The following is a 19,398-nucleotide window of genomic DNA, read 5'->3' as shown; positions in this document are numbered from 1 at the left end:
GTTTCCAATCTATTGATAATAAATGATTTTAATTGAATCTTGGTTGGGGGAGTACGATTATTTTGTTAATAATAACTGATAGATGAAAAATGTTTCTCTATTTTTAATTCTTGAATGCGAAATAGAGAAATATTTTATCTGTGGACGAAAAAAATAGTTATCTTTATTTATATGATGTGATTTATCTAATGAAAAATATTTTCATTATTTTAACATAAGTTTCTAATTGAATTTATTATTCGTGAGTTGGCTTGTAATTATTAAGTTTAATGGGAATGAGTTTTATTTTTAAAATTAATTAAATTCAATATTCAGTATAAATGATTGTGCCAAAATTTTCGTGGGGCTAATCGGCTAATAGGTTTTTTGAGATGCGGGGTAACTAAAAAGGCTCAGAATAGTTCCTAAGCCTTGAGCATGATTAGTGTGTGATAAATCGAAATAGTGCGTTAATAACGAATTTTCTTATTTTGTTTGGCTCCGGATTAAGTGTTGTTCCATTGCATAAATCATTGAAGGGGACTGGTTGTTGTGGGTAAAACTTAATGCAACAGCTGCTTTTTCATGGGAATCCATGTCTGAAAGAGATTTGCTAACCCCTGAAATTTTATTAGAAGGTAATTGGCTTGCTTTAATATGCGACTCGATAATATGCAAAATAGCGGGCGACGTATTATTTTCAGTGGAATTTAATGTGGTTATGGCTTTTTCATGAATGTTCATTTGTGAAAAAGGCTTAGCCACTCCATTGATGCCACTTTTAGGTAAATTTGCGGCCTTTGCATGAGCCGCGATTGCCGCTTCATTTGCATAAGATGTGTTATTTTCATTAAAGCTTAATGAAACAATTGCATTTTCATGTGCGCGGATATCGGCTTGTGCGCTCATGTGAAAGATTAAAAAAAATGCTGATGAGATAAATATTTTTTTCATTTAAATACCTTTAAACAGTTTAGCCAGCTAATATTGGCTTGTAACTTTAAGTGTTTGTTTCTTTAATGCGCTAAATATAAGTGATGAAAAGCAAAGGGAAAATTGACATTTCTGCAAATGTTGAATGCAAAAAACGCATCTATTAATTAATAAACGGAATTTTTTTGCAATTATAGAGATGGATAGTTTGGGGAAATAGAAGAGAAAACACAGGTAACACCGAATATATCGATATCCGGTGTTACTGGGCGAATTAAGTACGTTTTACGATAGGATTAGCAGCTTTGGCGTGTTTTTCTTGATGTTCAAACCAACGTACGCGTAAAACATCATATACCAGATTAAATGCATACGTATAAAATAAGAAAAACGTAAAAAAGCCAACTTCTAAAATAAAGGCATCCCATAAGGTCATGTTTAATAATAAAGCCAACATTGGGACACCTAAGATAACGAAACTAAGTTCAAAACCAACGGCGTGGCCAATACGTACTTTTGTAGATCTTGGTCCTTTTGATAAAGGCCAAAAATGGTCAAACAGCATGTTATAAAATAGGTTTAATAACATGGCGAGTGTGGAAAGTACGATAGCCACTGTTCCCATTTGGAAAATTGAGCGTCCTAAAACCCACGCACTGACCGGTGCAGTTATTGCTATTGCAATGACTTCGAATGAAACTGCGTGAAAAACTCGTTCAGTTAATGTTTTTGTATGCTTGCTCATAACAACCTCAAACTTATAGCAAAATAATGTATTAGTAAAAAACAGGTGCAATTATTGGTGATTTTTACTATATATACAAAATGGCAGCCATCGATAAAACCGATACCTTATGAATTATTCCATTGAAACATTACGTACCTTTGTAGAAGCGGCATCGTTAAAATCATTTTCTGCGGCGGCAAGGAAGCTCAATAAAAGTCAGTCCACGATTAGTAGCACAATCAGTGGTTTTGAGGATGATATGGGCTTTGTATTATTTGACCGTCAAGGGCGTGAATCGACGTTAACGTTGGCCGGGAAAAAAGTGCTGAGCTTGGTTGAAGATATATTATCAGCTGATGAGCGCTTGCAAGCATTAAGAGTCGAGTTATCTCCAGATATTGAGCCACAATTAAGTTGTGCTTTTTCGGATATTTATCAGCCACCTCATGCTGAGCATATTCTCACAACACTCAATAGACAATTTCCGCATATCGAATTTGAATTTCTAATTGCAGAAAATAATGCGGTTATTGAGATGATCCAAAATCAGCAGGCCCATGTTGGAATGATAGAATCAAGAACTGAATACCCCGCGGATATTTCATATTCACGGTTACCTATTCAAGGTGAGCTCGGATTATATGTATTAAAAACACATCCTTTAGCGCTAGTAAAAAAGGTGACTTACCAACATTTAACGATGACTCGTCAGTTACGTTTGAGTAGCAGTAGTCAAATTATTATTAATAGCGAGAAAAACTGGTTAGCACCTAACTATTTATTGTTATTGGAAATGGCGGAGCAAGGTATTGGCTGGGCTATTTTACCCACATGGTTAGTTAAACAATTTGGCCATGATGTGTTAGTTAGCCTTAATTATGATTTGTGGCCACGAAAAATCGATGTTGATTTAGTTTGGTCTAAAAATACGCCACCTGGAAAAGCAGGCTATTGGTTAATCAATAAGCTACTTGAGGAAAAGGTTTAAATAAATATTTTTTAGTTTTGTTATTGTGGAATTTTTATGTCATTTTTAGATTAAAAAACTAAATATTGTATGTAACAAAATGTTTTCATGTAAATAAACGTAATACTATTTTGATAATAAGACTCATGTCGTTAACCTAAATAAAACAAGTTCTGTTGTTAGCGTTAATTGAGAGGAAGAAAATGAAAAAATTATTAGTACCTACATTATTTGCTGTTGTATCTACTATGTCATTTGGTATTCATGCCGCTACAACTCAAGCTGTGAGCCAAGCTCAGAGCGCGGAGCATAAATTAAATGCTTATGAAGAAATAATGGTCGGTAAAGTTTGGACAACCACGGAAGCGTTGGATCAAGACAAAAAAGCAGTAAGTGCTGATGATAAGCAAGTCGCTAATTTCTTTGGCTTAGCTGAGTATTACCCTGATGGCACATTTAATATGACCACTTTCGATGGCAAACCGAAAATGAAAGGGGATTGGTCATTTGATGAAAATGGAAAAACTCGCTCATTAACGGCGAAAAATGATAAAGGTGAAGTATTATTTACCCGTGTTGTTGAAAACGTCACAGTAACACCAGAAGAATATACTTACCGTATTTACCCTGAACAAGATAGCAAAGATAAGTACTTTGATATTGTCCATAAAGTAAAAAAATAGTTTCTAATTAATGCCGCTTAATGCGGCATTAATTTTAGGCAAGTTATCGTTTTTTATTTAAAACAGGTTTCTGCCCAACGTGCTAATCCTGCCGTGACAGAGCCAAAATCGTCACCTTTTACAATAGGAATATTTGGCAGTTCCTGAGCAATAGCTTGGTGTAGTATCGGTGAACGAGCACTTCCTCCCGTGACAAAAACAGCATTTGGTTGTACGCCACCTTGAATTACGGCTTCTTTTACTAGTTCAATCATTTTACTTTTTGGTGATTCAATAGATTCAACCATCTGATCTTGCTGAATATTCACTTCTAACGCTTCATTCATTAAGGCTATTTGAGCCAAATACTCAGGACTATTTGATAAGGCAATTTTGGCTTCTTCAGCTTTACGAACAAGGCTATAGCCCAATGTTTGGTTATAGACTTCGAGCAAGCGCGCAATTTTTTCAGGTTCTTTCGCATCTTGCTTTAAACGCGTAAGTGCCAATAAGTTCGGTCTTGAATAAAATTCTTTTTGTGCTTCGACATTATTAATGGCTATGGGATTCCAAAATTGCAAAAATGGCATTTTTAACCCGGATGATGATTGGCTCTCCATGCCAAAAAGCGGCATAAGTTGTTTTAAAGCGAGGTAGATATCGAGATCATTCCCACCGACACGTTGGCCACTGTGAGCTAATAATGATTGGGTTCTGTCTTCTGAACCACGGTAACTTGGCCCCATTTGAATTAATGAGCAATCTGTTGTTCCGCCACCGATATCAACGACTAAGATTATTTGGTCATTATTTAACGTTGACTCATATTCTAAACCTGCCGCAACGGGTTCGAATTGAAAAGCAATATTATGAAAACCTGCACGTTTTGCCGCGCGGTATAAAATGGCTTCTGCTTGTTGATTGGCTGTTTCACCACCACGGCCATGGAAGTTAATAGGGCGTCCAATAACGGTATCTGTAATTGGATTGTGTGTACTTATTTCGGCGGTGTCTTTTATATTGCGCATCATGGCGCAGACAAGATCTTCAAAAAAACTTATTTGTGTTTCATGTAAACCAGAAGCTCCTAAAAATGACTTTGGTGATTTGACGTAATAGACATCACGAGGATCCCGTAAATATAAATCTAACGCAGCTTGACCGAATACAATGTCTTCAGGTACTAACTCAACACCTTCTTCTTGGTTAAACGCCATTGATCTTCTTAAAATTTGTTGTCCAATATCATCGGAAGGTGCAATCTTGCAATGGCGAAATAAATGTTCAGAAACGGACTCTCTCGTTGGCGCGCAAAGAGTCGATGGAATATAAGCCTGCTCACCTTCTAAAGGCAGCAATTTAGGTACGCCATTTTCCATTATCGCGACAGCGCAGTTGGATGTTCCATAATCAAAACCAATAAACATCTCATCTCCAAAAATTAAGTGACCAAAGAAAAAAGGGGGAAGACTTTATATCAAGCAGATTAGAATTACTATCAGAATAGTAGTTTTTAGCTTGATCTGTTCTTAGCTCAAGGAATTTGTAATGAAGAAGGGCTATTCTTATGAAAATAAAACGCGGATGTTATGGAGCTAAAATGAGTCATAAACAGATAGAATTAATATCAGTGATCACGTGCCCTGAGTGTAGGAAATCTGAAGCGGAAGAAATGCCAACAAATGCATGCCAATGGTTTTATGAATGCAAGCACTGTGGTGTTTTATTGAAGCCATTAAAAGGGGATTGTTGTGTTTTTTGCTCTTATGGTTCAGTTAAATGTCCACCGATTCAAGAGGCCGAAATTAATGGCTCGTCTTCTTGTTGTTGCTCAACCGTTAAGCTGACCAATAAAAAGCCCATATGAAAATATGGGACTCTAATTTGTTATCAACTATCATATAAATGAAGTGCAGTTATTGACATTAGATATAAATCCTATATTTAATTTATATCTATTTCATTTTTTCTTTTAAGTTAAATTTATAATAAATAGAATTAGATATTTACGTTTTGTTAACTATTGCAGTATTTATTCCAAATGATATTAAATTCATCGTTTGGAAATTCTTTTTCATCACTATCGATTAATGGAATAGAAACGACATTACGTCCATCTTGATGTAGGTATGTTTTGACAATAAATCGCTTAAAACTGTATGAGTTTTGGGTCGTGAAGATAAGAACTTCACCACAAACATACCCGAGCATGCCATGATCTAGTGTTTCTCTTATTTCATGATATTTAACGTTTTTATACTTTGCTGTCTTCGGGAATGCTAAAAAGTCCTCTACTGCTTTTTGTGATTTAGAGACAATATCTAAATCAGGAGTATAATTACTCGCAACGCCGCCAATAAAGGAGACGCCAGCAATAAGGCCTACGACTAAAAATGAAAATATTTTATTTCTCATAGTATTTATTTCTATATGTAGTTATTTTAATTATCCTTAATAAACACACAAACAGGAAAATGCATATAAGCAGTATATGTAGCTATATGACTATATTAATTACGGTTTTGTACGTATGTGTATTAAGAAATGCTGATTTTATTAAATCTAGCATAAATTTTTTTTAAGTAATATAGAAAGGAAATAATGACAATCAATAAGAAACGAAAAATTACATATTTAAATAGATTGTCATTATTTTGCTAGTGACAATTTTACTTAGTGATAGATTACCATGTATTAATACCTAGCGTTAGTAATATTAGAATAAATTTATTATTGTTTATTATTCATGATATTTGCCATTTGAATTGCTTCAATAAGTTGCGCTCGATTAATTCGTGGACTATTACTATCGAGTAGAGTTTGCCAAATTTGAATAGCTTTATCATAGTTTGCATTCATAAACGCATCGGAAGCAATTAACATCAACGCAGTGACTTCATTATTATCAAGGCTAAGTGCCTTGTTGATAACGGCTAATGTCTCATCAGTGAGGTGCTGGCCCGCTTGATAATATAAAACAGTGGCGACAGCGGAGTACAGTTGTGCATTTTCCCCCGTGTATTTTAGTGCTCTCTGGTAGGCAATTAACGAATTGTCATAACTATTCTGGTATAAATAATACTCCCCAAGTACGGCCCAAAGTTCACCGTTTTTAGGTGATTGGCGAATATCATTTTGTAAGCGTAATAGGTCACTTTGTTCTTGTTCTAATGGCGTGAAGGCATTTATGGGATCTGAAATGCGTTGATATTCATTATAAGCTAATTGAAAACGGGGTAATAAAAAATAGCTTGCGGTGATCCCTACGACCAATACGATGAGTAAAGCATTGAGCTTACGATTCCATGTATTAAGGTTTGGGTTTATTTTAGGCATCGTCAGTAATTGTTCTGATGGGGTTATTGATGATTGTGTCGACGCCTGTTTTCTCTGTGTGCGGAGAGCGCGTATTAGGTAGTAAGAAGTCAGACAAAATGCAAAAAAAGGCAATAACCAAAGAATGGCGGTAGTAAAATTGACGGGTGGGTTGTACAGAACAAAATCGCCATAACGTTCCCTCATATATTGCACTATTTGGGATTGGTTTTTCCCTTCGGATACCATTTTATAGACTTGATGGCGCATACTGACGGCGGTAGGGGCGTTAGACTCTAATAGGTTTTGATTTTGACACTGAGGGCAGCGTAGTTGTGCAGCAATCTGTAAAGAATACTCTTGTTCTTCAGCACTGTTAAATTGCCATATATCGACAATTTGCGCATTCGCTACGGTTGAAATACATAATAAAAATAGGGCACGTAAGAGATTAAGCATATTTTTTTCGCCCTCGTATCCAGCCAAATAAGAGTCCTAGGCACATTAATATGCCGCCGCCCCATATCCATTGAATGCCATCTTGCACATAAAAGCGCATTGCATAATGTTGATCACCGGTCTTTTCACCAAGCACCACATACCAATTACGTAACCACCCCCAGTTAATGCCTGGTTCAATCATTAATTGCTGACGAGCAAGATAAAAACGGCGTTCAGTAATTAAATTATGTTGAAATTGGCTCTCTTGAGTAATGTGAATAATAGCTTTTTCAGTGGTGTAATTAGGCTGTGCCGCGAGTTGTAAATCGGCAAATTTGAATTGATAGCCTGCTAATGTGATAGTTTGTCCAACCGCCAGATTAACACTAGTTTCTTGGCGGCTACCGATTGAAAATGCAATACCCGCAGCAAAAATAACCACGCCAGTATGCGCTAATAAAGCAGGGAGTTGTTGTCGGATAATGTAGAAAGGTTTTAACCATAAAACCAATAAAACAACAGTTAATAAACTACACGCCGTAGCAATAATAATACCATGTGCCGCTAAAACTAGGCCAAGTAGTAAGCCGAAAAATGCAATATAAAGAATACGACGTTTTTTTGGATTTGGATTAAATGCACTTAATGTAATTACCAGCAACATTAAAATGCCAAAGGGCAACAAGGTCTGGTTGAAGTAAGGAGCACCAACCGAAATTTTCCCCCAACCAAATAACGTATAAATCATCGGGTACAATGTGCCTGTAAGCACAATAAATAACACAGCGACAAATAGGATTAATGTGAGTAATAAATAAACGTCACGCTGTGTTTTGCTTTGTGTTGCATTGTCAGTAGTTTTGGCTTTCCATCCGTAGATAAGTAAGCAGGTTAGGCTTAAAAAACTGAATAATATAAAGAGGGGGACGGCTCTCACATTATCTAATGCGAAGGCATGTACAGACATTAAAATACCAGAACGAACAATCAGGGTTCCTAATAAAGAGAGAATAAATGTGGCGATTGCCAATAACATAGACCAGTGGCGATAAAGCCCATTTTTTCGTGATGCAGCTAAGCTATGAAGCAGTGCGGTGGCACTGAGCCACGGTAGTAAAGAAGCATTTTCGACTGGGTCCCAAAACCACCACCCACCCCAGCCTAATTCGCTATAAGCCCACCAAGAACCTAGAATGATACCGAGAGTGAGTATGCACCAACTTGGTACTAGAAAGCGCCAGCACAACCAAGCTGTTGTTGTATTAAATGCATCTGATAACAGTGAGCCAATGACTAAAGCACAAACAATAATTAAACCGCTATAACCTAAATAAAGCAGCGGAGGATGCAAGATTAAACCCCAATGTTGCAGCATTGGGTTGAGATCTCGCCCTTCAATTGCAGGTGGAAAAATACGAGCAAAAGGGTCGGAGTACAGGACGATAAACAGCAATAAAGCCGCATTAATGACCGCAATTAGGGTGAGTGTTAATGAAAATAATGGGTGTTTTTGCTGGCGATAGCGCCACGCAAATAAGGTGCTCCAAGCTGAGATAAACAATAACCAGAGGAATAATGACCCTTCGTGCCCGCCCCAAACGGCGGCAATTTTAATGGATAACGGAGAGAGTCGGTGGCTATGTTGAGCAACATAAACCACCGAAAAATCACTGTTAACAAAACTGATGGTTAAACAAATATATGCACTGAGTAATAGGATAAACTGCAAAGATGTCCAAAACACGTTCTGAGGCATTTGCCTCGGAACGTGTCTGAAGTGACCAATAAACCCAAATAGTGCTTGAAAACTGGTGAGACCCAGAGCCAGCACAAGGCAGATGAAACCCACTTCTGGGAGTATTAGTTCCAATTATCACCTTTAATCTTGAATAAATTATGCAACCGTTAATTGCCCTGCGTATAGCACAAAGAAACGCAGGCAAAATACGCCGAATAAACTCGAACCACTGACCAGCAAAATTCTTGTTGCACGATGGCTTTTATCTACCCATTTTTTTAAGCCTAATGGGATAATAAAGCCGAAGCCAACCACACCAATCCAGAACCACCATGTCCAGAAACCACCGCCTAGTGCAGCAATTAATGAACGAATTTTACCATCATCACCTAAGGCTAAGCCGACAAAAAAGGCCGCCAGAAGGAATATCTCTAACCAAATTACAAACCCTTCTACACGGTGTAAAAAGGTTGATTCTGGATTATGAATATTTTTGCGGTAGCGTAACGCTAATGCTATTAATGACACGGCAATTCCTGACGATATTCCAGAAAATAGGAATAAAGCGGGTAATAATGGATTGTTTAAGAATGGATAGGACTTTAAGGCAGACAGTAAGAACCCCGTATAGGCGCCCAGTAATACTGCTAAAACCAGCATGATAATATCGAGAAAGCGCATAGCTTGAGTAAGCATCGCGAGTACACGAGGAATTATGCTGAGTTTCGGTAGCCATTTTTGTTGCAGGCTAATCAGTTCTGTCTCATAGATTTTAGCCAGCCATACCACTAAGACCGCCATATATACTTGGAATAGCATTACCCCCATCGACATGACGGAAGTTGGACTGTAATGAAACATCAATTTCCAAAACGTCCATGGACGTGTTAAATGGAAAATCAAAATTAACAAGCCCAGTACAATGGTGGTTGGTGCTAAAATTAGCGTAGTACGCATTAGAGTACTGTTACTACCAGCAGCGTTAGGGTAGTACTGGCGCAGTAACACGGCCAATACAACTAGACCTGCAGAAATACCGATTAAAAATAGGTATACCGCAATAGGCCAGTCCCAAACCAGTGATTCAAAATGGAAAGCAGAAGCGGTTGTCATTGGCTAACCTCCCCATATTTGAATGGGACTCGGTACATTTTGGGGTGAGTACCGAGTGCGATTTTGAATCGATAAGTGGGTTTTTCCTTTAGCATCAAGGAAATATCACTCTTAGGATCATCTAAATTACCAAATGTAAGTGCTTTGGTTGGGCAAGATTCAACACAAGCAGGTTGCTTGCCATTTTTTAGATTGGTTTTTCGACAAAAATCGCATTTATCCGCTGTTTTATTGACAGGATGAATAAAACGCACACGGTAAGGGCATGCCGCGATACAGTATTGGCAGCCCACGCATAAGTCAGGATTGACATCAACAATGCCTGTCGTTTTATCGATAAAAGAAGCGCCTGTTGGGCAGACGTCAACACAAGGTGCACTTTCGCAGTGTTGGCATGAATGGCGAAAGAAGCGATATTTGATATCTGGGAACTGTCCGATGGGTTCACTACGAATAATGGTTAACCGTGAAACTCCCTCTGGGACTTGGTTAACCTCACGGCACGCATCCATGCATGCCGTACAGCCGATACACAAATTTTCATCGTGGATCATGCCGTAGCGAACGCCGTCTATTTTCATGGTATTCGCTAGAGTTTGGCCAGCTATTCCTCCTACCGCCGCCAGTGCTCCTGAATAAATAATGAATTGACGACGAGAACAACTCATGGCTGCTCCTTACGCAATTTCACCGCTGCTGGGTTGAAAGCAGGGTTATCGCGCTGCTCAGAGTGGCAATCAACACAAATCTTCACCTTGCCTTTATCGGTCAGAACCTTCATCGTATCTTGTTTTGGATGGAGGTCATGGCAGCTGGCACAGGCCACTTTTGTCACGTGGACATCATGGGGCCAGAACGCTTTTTGCAGTTGCTCTGGTAAGTGACAGGATAAACAGACGCTGTTTTGTTGTTCCACGGTGTACATTGGGTTGTTGAAGCGCATAACATCTTTTACGCCTTCGCGGTGATCAGGCCCAGGATTACCGTGGCAGTTGGTGCAAGTCACTGGTAAGTTATTGTTTGGATTGACCACTTCTGAGTGCGTGCCGTGCATGCCTTCTTTGTCTGGTTTGTGGCAATCCAAGCATGCGCCATCAGCGCTGCGTTGCTGTGTGACAACCCAACGGCCATCAGCATTTTCCTCAGCAAGTTGAGGTGTAGCGGAGGCGGCAGTTGCCCATAATAAGCCTGTTGCCAGCACCCCAGCAGTGAATAACGAACGTAGTACGCTCATAATTACTCCATTGGTTGTATTGCCCCTTATCATCGGGGCAAATGACGGTTATTTGGCTAATAGGTCATTTTTACGAGCTTGTTCATCCCATTGAGGTACAACAGTTTTTAAGAACTCTTGTTTCTCAGCATTGATTTTTTGCATATCTAAACCAATGGCTTGTTGCGCTTTTTCTTTGGTGGAAATGTCTGGGATGGCAATTTCATGGGTGATGCCTTTCGAACCGAGCAAACGAGCAAGTTTGGTACGCGCATCAGCGGCTTTATCCATTGCGCCACCTAACATACGCAAACCTTCATCAGGCGCATGCATATGGATACCGTGAGACGCAATCGCTAAGTCCCAGCGCCATTGTGCATGACGAATGTCGGTTAAGATTGGTTTCATTTCGTCTTCGGTTGCACCTGCATCCCATGCGGCTTTCGCCTCAAAGTGAGCACGAACTAACTGATCTTCCACTTTGATTTTCATTTCTTGGATAGCGTGTTTACGCTCTGCGACGACATCTTGCAGCTGTTGTTTGCTTTGTGTGTGGCAGTTACTACAGGTTTGCTCGAAATTATCGAACGGATTACCAATTTTATGACTGGTATACAGTTCGCCTTTTTCGTTTTGTAGTTTCGGCATGTGGCAATCAATACAGGTCACATTATTTTTGCCATGAATACCTGCACTCCAGGTTTCATATTCAGGGTGCTGTGCCTTTAACATTGGTGCTTTGGATAGTGTGTTTGTCCAATCAGAAAAACCAATGTTGTCATAGTACACTTCCATCTCTTCGACTTTGGTTCCGTTATCCCATGGGAATTTAACGGCTTTTTTATCGCCAGAGAAATAGTACTCAACGTGGCATTGACCACACACCATGGATTGTTGGTCGAAACGACTGGCTTTATCGAAAGGCTTGCCTATGGTTTCCATCGCGCGCTCTGCATAAGGGCGTGTCAGAGTTAGCTCGGGTTTTCCTTTCGCAAAGTCAGGGGAATCAGTTTTGTGGCAGTCACCGCAACCGAGAACGTTAACGACTTCTGGGCCACCTTTTGCCCATTTGCCTTCAAAATAGCCATCTTCACCATGTTCTTGGATAAGCCTTGCAACATCGGGGCTTTTACAGCTCCAGCAAGCCATTGGTAATGGGCCATCTTGTGCATCTTTTGGTGCACCTGTGCGCAATGTTTCGCGTACATCAATGATGGCATACGCATGACCCCGCGGTTTGTTATAGTCACGGGAGAATGGATATCCCGCCCAAAGAACGACTAAACGCGGGTCTTCTGCGAGGGCATCTTCGCGGTTCGCTTGTTCAGAAGTTGCTCGCCAAGAGTGATATTGGTCTGGATGAGCGGCTTCGAAAGTTTCATTTCGTGTATTTATTGTGGAGGTACCATCCTTAGTCGGAGTAGGGGTTTGTGCATGAACAGAGGTAAAGAGAAATATTCCTGCCACTAGACTCAGTAAGCACAGTACATTATTTCTTATGTTTGCCATAAAAAGGGCCTCGAGTAATGTGAGCCAACCATCCCTTCATTTTTCGAGCGACTATTTTAGTGGGGTATATCAGCTCGAACGATTTTGGGTATTTTTTGTTATATAGGTTTGATAGCAAGCAGATGGATGCTATCAAGACATTGCCAACTTATATGTGTAACAAAAAACCACACAAAAAATATTGTTTTTGATCAAAAGATAATTTGGATTAAAGAAATGGAATGCAGATAAATAATAAATACGGAGTATTAAAGAAACTGCTATAGTTATTAATGACTGGTTTTAAACTGATCACTTAGGATAATAATTTAGTAATGATTCTTATTTTTACCAACACGATTTGTTTTATTTAGTTATTTGATTTTTAAGAATAATATTTTTAGTTGTAATCCTTTTTATATTTCGTAAATTAAAATAAGAAATAAATCGTGCGTAATATCAAAAAACTTGCAATTATTTTTTTCTAAAATGACATTGCATCTACCACTTTAGTGGTAGTTCTTGGTGTTAATTTAAACTTGCAACATTAAAACTCACGATTAAATTAAATATCTATATTGAATGATTGTTAAAAAATAATTAAAAAACTGTCGGTATTCCCTGTTTTGAGTCATTCTGATGTTCAAAAGTTATCAAGAATTCGAATGCGGTGATTTTCCGTTGTAAGTGGTGTTATTACTCCTTTTACCTACTTGGTAGTATGTATTTTTCTAACCTCTATCGTTAATATTTCTCATAAATAATACACATATAAAAACTGCGGTTTATCAGTACTTTTTTACGATTTTGTTGGCAATGTAAAGGAAATCAACATGGTTGATCTCACCCGTCGGGGAGTATTAACTGGTGCTTGGCGTAATGCCGCTCCAGTGGTTCGACCGCCATGGAGTGGTAGTGAAGCGCACTTTATTGAAAAGTGTACCCGCTGCAATGCTTGTGTAGAAAGTTGTGAAACAACAATTTTATACGCTGGCGCAGGTGGGTACCCTGTTGTCGATTTTAAACGTGGCGAATGCACCTTTTGCTACGCGTGTGCGACCGCCTGCCCTGAACCTATTTTTCTGCCACAACAAACCCAACCTTGGGATATCACCGTTTCTATCGGTCAGAACTGCCTTGCGTTTAAATCTATTGAATGTCGCCGTTGCCAAGACAGTTGTGAGCCTGAAGTTATCTCTTTTCGTCCTTCACTGGCAGGTATTTACCAGCCAAAAATAGAAACACAAGGCTGTACAGGCTGTGGTGCCTGTGTTGCAGGCTGCCCTGTATCAGCCATTACCGTGGAGCATGAACATGCACAGTAAATATCAAGTGTGCAGTTTGATTGTACAAATAAAAAGCGAACGAATGTCTGCTGTGACCGAAAAAATAAATCAGTTTCCGAACTGTGAAGTGGCGATTAGCGCCCCTGAAAATGGAAAACTGATTGTCGTTGTTGAAGGGCAAGGCAGTAAAACGTTGTTAGATACTATTGATTTAGTACGCGATATCGAAGGCGTGCTAGATGTTTCGCTGGTGTATCACCAGCAGGATGAGCAAGGTGAGGAAGATTATGAAACTCAGTCGTCGTAGCTTTATGAAAGCCAATGCGATAGCGGCCGCTGCTGCGGCGGCAGGTATTGGCACTCCCAGTATTGCCAAAGCGGTCGTCGGTCAACAAGAAAGTATTAAATGGGACAAAGCCCCTTGCCGTTTTTGTGGTACAGGTTGTGGCGTTCTTGTTGGTACTCAAAATGGCCGTATTGTTGCGAGCCAAGGTGATCCTGAAGCCCCTGTAAACCGTGGCCTGAACTGCATCAAAGGCTATTTTTTACCGAAAATCATGTACGGAAAAGACCGTTTAACGCAGCCAATGTTGCGCATGAAAGATGGCGAATATGACAAAAATGGTGAGTTCACACCGATCACGTGGGAACAAGCGTTTGATGTCATGGAAGAAAAAGTCAAAACCACTTTAAAAGAAAAAGGGCCAGAAGGGATCGGCATGTTCGGTTCAGGCCAATGGACTGTTTGGGAAGGTTATGCAGCTTCTAAACTGTTTAAAGGTGGTTTTCGTTCTAACAACTTAGATCCGAACGCGCGTCACTGTATGGCGTCAGCAGTAGTGGGTTTTATGCGTACTTTTGGTATGGATGAACCGATGGGTTGTTATGATGATATTGAGCACGCAGATGCTTTTGTTCTGTGGGGTTCAAACATGGCTGAAATGCACCCTATTTTGTGGTCTCGCATTACTAACCGCCGTTTATCTAACCCAGATGTACGTGTTGCAGTGTTGTCTACGTTTAAACACCGTAGCTTTGAACTTGCCGATAACGGCATTGTATTTACGCCGCAGTCTGATTTGGTGATCCTGAACTATATTGCGAATTATATTATTCAAAATAATGCAGTTAATCAGGACTTCCTGGATAAACACGTTAACCTACGCCGCGGTGCAACAGATATCGGTTATGGCTTACGCCCAACTCACCCATTAGAAAAAAGCGCGAAAAATGCAGGTTCTGATGCCTCTGAACCAATGACATGGGACGAATATAAAGCCTTTGTTGCGGAATATACCTTAGATAAAACCGCGGAAATGACTGGGGTACCAAAAGACCAGTTAGAAGAGTTAGCGAAGCTGTATGCAGACCCGAAAACCAAAGTAGTTTCTTACTGGACTATGGGCTTTAACCAGCACACCCGCGGAGTTTGGGCAAATAATCTTGCGTACAATCTGCATTTATTAACGGGCAAAATTTCTCAACCAGGCTGTGGTCCTTTCTCCTTAACAGGCCAGCCATCAGCCTGTGGTACCGCGCGTGAAGTGGGGACGTTCTCACACCGCTTACCTGCGGACATGGTGGTCACTAACGAAAAACACCGTGAAAAAGTGGAAGGTGTTTGGGGATTACCTGCGGGCACCATCCCAGAAAAAGTTGGTTTACACGCCGTTGCACAAGACCGCGCCTTAAAAGACGGGAAGCTAAATTTCTACTGGGTCATGTGTAATAACAACATGCAAGCGGGCCCAAATATCAATCAAGAGCGTATGCCAGGGTGGCGCGATCCGCGTAACTTTATCGTGGTATCTGACCCATACCCAACTGTCAGTGCATTGTCCGCTGACTTAATCTTACCTACCGCGATGTGGGTAGAGAAAGAAGGGGCTTACGGCAACGCAGAGCGTCGTACCCAGTTTTGGCGTCAACAAGTTCAAGCGCCAGGTGAAGCAAAATCTGATTTAATGCAGATGGTGTTATTTTCTAAACGCTTTAAAACGGATGAAGTGTGGCCTGAAGAGTTACTGGCGAAAAAACCAGAACTACGCGGTAAAACCTTGTATGACGTGTTATTTGCCAACGAAGCTGTCACCAAATTCCCAGTGACAGAGTTAGCAGAAGACCAATTAAACGATGAATCCCGTGAGTTAGGCTTTTATTTACAAAAAGGTTTATTTGAAGAATATGCAGGTTTTGGTCGTGGACATGGTCATGACTTAGCAGACTTTGATGCTTACCACAAAGCTCGCGGTATTCGTTGGCCAGTAGTGGATGGCAAAGAAACCCAGTGGCGTTATAGCGAAGGAAATGATCCTTACGTTAAAGCGGGTGAAGGTTATCAATTCTACGGTAAACCTGATGGCAAAGCGGTTATTTTTGCACTGCCGTTTGAACCCGCTGCAGAAGCGCCAGATAAAGAATACGATTTGTGGTTATCAACAGGGCGTGTTCTTGAACATTGGCATACTGGCAGTATGACGCGTCGTGTGCCTGAGCTTCACCGCGCTTTCCCTGAATCATTAGTGTTTATGCACCCACTTGATGCGAAAGATCGTGGATTACGTCGTGGCGACAAAGTCAAAGTGGTTTCTCGCCGTGGTGATGTGACAACGATTGTTGAAACTCGCGGCCGTAATAGACCACCAAAAGGTTTGGTGTACATGGCATTCTTTGATGCAGCGCAATTAGTGAACAATTTAACACTGGATGCGACTGATCCACTTTCGAAAGAAACGGACTACAAAAAATGTGCCGTTAAACTGGAAAAGGTGTAATTGCTAATGCCCCAGAAAACGCATCCTAACAAGGTTAAGTCTCAGAACAGTCGCCGTCGCTTTTTGCGTGATGTAGGGCGTGCTGCGGGTGGGTTAGTGGCTGTTGGTGTGGTACTGGGGCTTCAGCAACAAACCTCCCGAGCGAGCGGTGTGAGACTTCGCCCGCCGGGTGCGCTAAATGAAGCTGCATTTGCGAGTGCCTGTGTGCGCTGTGGTCAATGCGTTCAAGCCTGCCCTTATGACATGTTGAAATTAGCGACATTGGCATCGGGTCTGGCAGCGGGAACACCGTATTTTATCGCCCGTGAAAACCCGTGTGAAATGTGTGAAGACATTCCATGTGCAAAAGTGTGCCCAAGTGGTGCGCTGGATAAAGACATTGAGTCTATCAATGATGCGCGTATGGGCTTGGCTGTGTTACTTGACCAAGAAAACTGTCTGAACTTCCAAGGGTTGCGTTGTGATGTGTGTTACCGCGTTTGTCCGCTTATTGACGAAGCGATCACATTGGAGCTTGAGCAGAATCATCGAACAGGTAAACACGCGCGTTTCTTACCAACGGTAAACAGCAATTACTGCACGGGTTGCGGTAAGTGCGAGCAAGCTTGTGTGCTGGAAGAAGCGGCTATCAAAGTGTTGCCAAGAGACTTGGCGAAAGGTGAATTAGGCCATCATTACCGTTTTGGTTGGCTGGAGGGAAACAATGGCAAATCGTAAACGCGACGCCGGACGTGAAGCTCAGGCAAAAAAAGGGTGGTGGCAAAGCCACAAATGGTTGGTGTTAAGGCGTGTCAGCCAATTATTGGTGCTAGCGATGTTTTTGAGTGGTCCATGGCTTGGTGTGTGGATCTTACACGGAAACTATAGCAGTAGCTTATTGTTAGACACAGTTCCATTGACCGACCCACTGATTACATTAGAGAGCTTAGCAAGTGGTTACTTACCAGGGATCTCTGCGCTGATCGGTGCCGCTATTGTGTTCGGTGTATATGCGCTAATAGGTAAACGTATTTTTTGCAGTTGGGTTTGCCCTGTTAATCCGATAACTGATGCTGCAGCATGGCTGCGCCGTAAGTTTGATTTGAACCAATCCGCCACCATTCCACGCTACATTCGTTATGTGTTGCTGGTGGTGATTTTAGTGGGGTCAGCGGTGACAGGTACTTTACTGTGGGAATGGCTAAATCCAGTTTCATTAATGGGGCGTAGTTTAATTTTCGGTTTTGGAAGTGGTGCATTGGTTTTAGTTGCGCTGTTTTTATTCGATTTATTGGTAGTGGAACATGGCTGGTGCGGTCACCTTTGCCCATTAGGCGCACTGTATGGTGTCGCGGGTTGTAAGGGTGCACTGGTCGTCACGGCGGTGAATAAAAAAGACTGTAGCCGCTGTATGGATTGTTTCCACGTTTGCCCGGAGCCGCAAGTGTTGCGTGCACCGGTCCTCGATAAACAAGCCCCAGCACTGATTTCTGATAAAGACTGTATTACTTGCGGTCGTTGTATAGATGTCTGTTCTGAGGATGTTTTTAAAATAACACTACGATGGAGCTCGGGAGCTAAATCATGAAAAATTCAGTCCTGAAAAAGACGCTAAGCCGCGCAATCGCAGGTATGGTCTTTGTTGTCAGTAGTCTAGTTTGGGCTGCTAATGGTGTCGATTTGACGCAATCGCCAGAAGTGTCTGGTACGACTGAGGGAAGTATTCATATTCCTAAAGAGCAAGAAAGAATGGCACTAAACTATGTGAACCAGCCGCCGATGATCCCACATAGCGTTGAGGGTTACCAAATTACCACCAACACGAACCGTTGTTTACAATGCCACGGCGTTGAAAACTACCGTACCACAGGTGCTCCACGTGTTAGCCCAACACACTTTATGGATGCAACTGGGAAAGTATTGGGGGAAGTCGCACCAAACCGTTATTTCTGTTTACAGTGCCATGTACCACAATCGGATACTCCGGCAATCATTGATAACACATTTACCCCATCCAAAGGTTTTGGGAAATAAGGGGGAATTATGGCAAATAATAACGAAAAACCAACAACAGGTGAAAAGCCGAAGAAAAAAGGCTTGTTTGGGCTGATTGGACGTATATGGCAATGGTGGCGTAGACCTAGCCGCTTAGCATTAGGCACGTTATTGCTGATTGGTTTTGTCAGTGGCGTGATCTTCTGGGGTGGCTTTAACACAGGTATGGAGATGGCGAATACAGAAGAGTTTTGTATTAGCTGTCACGAAATGCGTGAAAATGTCTATGAAGAATATATGGATACGATTCACTATACTAACCGTAGTGGTGTTCGTGCAACCTGTCCAGATTGTCACGTACCTCACGAATTTGGTCCTAAAATGGTGCGTAAAATCCAAGCCAGTAAAGAATTATACGGGAAAATTTTTGGCATTATCGATACGCCGCAAAAATTTGAAGATCACCGTTTAGCGATGGCGCAAAGTGAGTGGCGGCGAATGAAAAACAATGACTCGCAGGAGTGCCGTAACTGCCACAACTTTGAGTATATGGACTTCACTGCCCAAAAAGGGGTGGCTGCCAAAATGCATGACCAAGCCGTTACGGAGGGTAAAACCTGTATAGACTGCCATAAAGGGATTGCACATAAGCTTCCTGATATGCGTGAAGTTGAACCAGGCTTTTAATCTGGAGTTATCGTTTTATGATTGGTTATCTCAATGAATTATAAGTGATGATCATGAAATAGGCTGATTATGCATAAGAGTATAATCAGCCTAAGTTATAT

Annotated in this window: 20 protein-coding genes; 10 read left to right on the top strand and 10 right to left on the bottom strand. The window is 40.9% G+C overall.

Going from position 1 to position 19,398, the window contains the following annotated elements; genetic code table 11:
* Positions 1-465 precede the first annotated feature (465 nt).
* Together PSF27_RS07380 and PSF27_RS07375 are read right to left on the bottom strand one after the other, a co-directional pair.
* Positions 466-933, bottom strand: coding sequence for a hypothetical protein (locus tag PSF27_RS07380; protein WP_272681197.1), 468 nt, complete (start codon positions 931-933; stop codon positions 466-468).
* Between the two features lie 253 nt (positions 934-1,186).
* A complete protein-coding gene (locus PSF27_RS07375; RefSeq protein WP_206082787.1) occupies positions 1,187-1,657 on the bottom strand; it encodes a multidrug/biocide efflux PACE transporter in 471 nt (156 codons plus the stop codon).
* Positions 1,658-1,766: 109 nt separating this feature from the next.
* On the opposite strand from PSF27_RS07375, the gene PSF27_RS07370 reads away from it, so the two are divergent.
* On the top strand, positions 1,767-2,627 hold the full coding sequence (locus tag PSF27_RS07370; RefSeq protein WP_272573395.1) for a LysR family transcriptional regulator: 861 nt from the start codon (positions 1,767-1,769) through the stop codon (positions 2,625-2,627).
* Positions 2,628-2,809: 182 nt separating this feature from the next.
* A complete protein-coding gene (locus PSF27_RS07365) occupies positions 2,810-3,289 on the top strand; it encodes a DUF4822 domain-containing protein (RefSeq protein WP_206082785.1) in 480 nt (159 codons plus the stop codon).
* A 53-nt stretch (positions 3,290-3,342) separates the two neighbouring features.
* Here PSF27_RS07365 and yegD read toward each other — a convergent pair whose 3' ends face one another.
* Positions 3,343-4,695: a molecular chaperone gene (gene yegD / locus PSF27_RS07360; RefSeq protein WP_272681196.1), complete on the bottom strand. Its 1,353-nt coding sequence runs from the start codon at positions 4,693-4,695 to the stop codon at positions 3,343-3,345.
* A 173-nt stretch (positions 4,696-4,868) separates the two neighbouring features.
* Between yegD and PSF27_RS07355 the strand changes: the two genes are divergently transcribed.
* Positions 4,869-5,135, top strand: a complete 267-nt coding sequence (locus PSF27_RS07355; protein ID WP_206082783.1) for a GDCCVxC domain-containing (seleno)protein — start codon at positions 4,869-4,871, stop codon at positions 5,133-5,135.
* Between the two features lie 149 nt (positions 5,136-5,284).
* Here PSF27_RS07355 and PSF27_RS07350 read toward each other — a convergent pair whose 3' ends face one another.
* The 7 genes from PSF27_RS07350 to nrfA all read right to left on the bottom strand — a co-directional run bounded on the left by PSF27_RS07350 (position 5,285) and on the right by nrfA (position 12,597).
* On the bottom strand, positions 5,285-5,683 hold the full coding sequence (locus PSF27_RS07350) for a hypothetical protein (RefSeq protein ID WP_206082782.1): 399 nt from the start codon (positions 5,681-5,683) through the stop codon (positions 5,285-5,287).
* Between the two features lie 315 nt (positions 5,684-5,998).
* Complete coding sequence (gene nrfF / locus PSF27_RS07345; RefSeq protein ID WP_272681195.1) at positions 5,999-7,042, bottom strand: heme lyase NrfEFG subunit NrfF; 1,044 nt, start codon at positions 7,040-7,042, stop codon at positions 5,999-6,001.
* Entirely contained in the window at positions 7,035-8,894 is a 1,860-nt protein-coding gene (locus tag PSF27_RS07340; RefSeq protein WP_206082780.1) for a heme lyase CcmF/NrfE family subunit, read from the bottom strand. Before PSF27_RS07340 ends, nrfF begins: the two co-directional genes overlap by 8 nt.
* Before the next feature lie 24 nt (positions 8,895-8,918).
* Complete coding sequence (gene nrfD, locus PSF27_RS07335) at positions 8,919-9,875, bottom strand: cytochrome c nitrite reductase subunit NrfD (RefSeq protein WP_206082779.1); 957 nt, start codon at positions 9,873-9,875, stop codon at positions 8,919-8,921.
* Positions 9,872-10,543: a cytochrome c nitrite reductase Fe-S protein gene (nrfC, locus tag PSF27_RS07330; protein ID WP_206082778.1), complete on the bottom strand. Its 672-nt coding sequence runs from the start codon at positions 10,541-10,543 to the stop codon at positions 9,872-9,874. The genes nrfD and nrfC overlap by 4 nt, the downstream gene beginning before the upstream one ends.
* The gene (gene nrfB / locus PSF27_RS07325) at positions 10,540-11,109 is read right to left on the bottom strand and encodes a cytochrome c nitrite reductase pentaheme subunit (RefSeq protein ID WP_272539085.1); all 570 of its coding nucleotides are present in this window, start codon (positions 11,107-11,109) and stop codon (positions 10,540-10,542) included. The genes nrfC and nrfB overlap by 4 nt, the downstream gene beginning before the upstream one ends.
* A 48-nt stretch (positions 11,110-11,157) precedes the next feature.
* On the bottom strand, positions 11,158-12,597 hold the full coding sequence (gene nrfA / locus PSF27_RS07320; RefSeq protein ID WP_206082776.1) for an ammonia-forming nitrite reductase cytochrome c552 subunit: 1,440 nt from the start codon (positions 12,595-12,597) through the stop codon (positions 11,158-11,160).
* An 812-nt stretch (positions 12,598-13,409) separates the two neighbouring features.
* Here nrfA and napF point away from each other — a divergent pair.
* Genes napF through napC form a run of 7 tightly spaced genes read left to right on the top strand, consistent with a single transcriptional unit; the run spans position 13,410 to position 19,297 of the window.
* A complete protein-coding gene (gene napF / locus PSF27_RS07315) occupies positions 13,410-13,901 on the top strand; it encodes a ferredoxin-type protein NapF (RefSeq protein WP_206082775.1) in 492 nt (163 codons plus the stop codon).
* Positions 13,891-14,169: a chaperone NapD gene (gene napD / locus PSF27_RS07310; protein ID WP_206082774.1), complete on the top strand. Its 279-nt coding sequence runs from the start codon at positions 13,891-13,893 to the stop codon at positions 14,167-14,169. Before napF ends, napD begins: the two co-directional genes overlap by 11 nt.
* A complete protein-coding gene (gene napA, locus PSF27_RS07305) occupies positions 14,150-16,636 on the top strand; it encodes a nitrate reductase catalytic subunit NapA (RefSeq protein WP_206082773.1) in 2,487 nt (828 codons plus the stop codon). Before napD ends, napA begins: the two co-directional genes overlap by 20 nt.
* Before the next feature lie 6 nt (positions 16,637-16,642).
* Positions 16,643-17,353: a ferredoxin-type protein NapG gene (gene napG, locus PSF27_RS07300; protein ID WP_206082772.1), complete on the top strand. Its 711-nt coding sequence runs from the start codon at positions 16,643-16,645 to the stop codon at positions 17,351-17,353.
* The gene (gene napH / locus PSF27_RS07295; protein ID WP_272681194.1) at positions 17,340-18,203 is read left to right on the top strand and encodes a quinol dehydrogenase ferredoxin subunit NapH; all 864 of its coding nucleotides are present in this window, start codon (positions 17,340-17,342) and stop codon (positions 18,201-18,203) included. The genes napG and napH overlap by 14 nt, the downstream gene beginning before the upstream one ends.
* Positions 18,200-18,649, top strand: a complete 450-nt coding sequence (gene napB / locus PSF27_RS07290; protein ID WP_272681193.1) for a nitrate reductase cytochrome c-type subunit — start codon at positions 18,200-18,202, stop codon at positions 18,647-18,649. Before napH ends, napB begins: the two co-directional genes overlap by 4 nt.
* A gap of 9 nt (positions 18,650-18,658) precedes the next feature.
* The gene (gene napC / locus PSF27_RS07285; RefSeq protein ID WP_206082769.1) at positions 18,659-19,297 is read left to right on the top strand and encodes a cytochrome c-type protein NapC; all 639 of its coding nucleotides are present in this window, start codon (positions 18,659-18,661) and stop codon (positions 19,295-19,297) included.
* Positions 19,298-19,398 lie beyond the last annotated feature (101 nt).

It is taken from the genome of Providencia sp. PROV129 (assembly GCF_028482245.1).
Classification (GTDB): domain Bacteria; phylum Pseudomonadota; class Gammaproteobacteria; order Enterobacterales; family Enterobacteriaceae; genus Providencia; species Providencia vermicola.
This window is presented reverse-complemented; position numbering and strand designations above follow the sequence as displayed.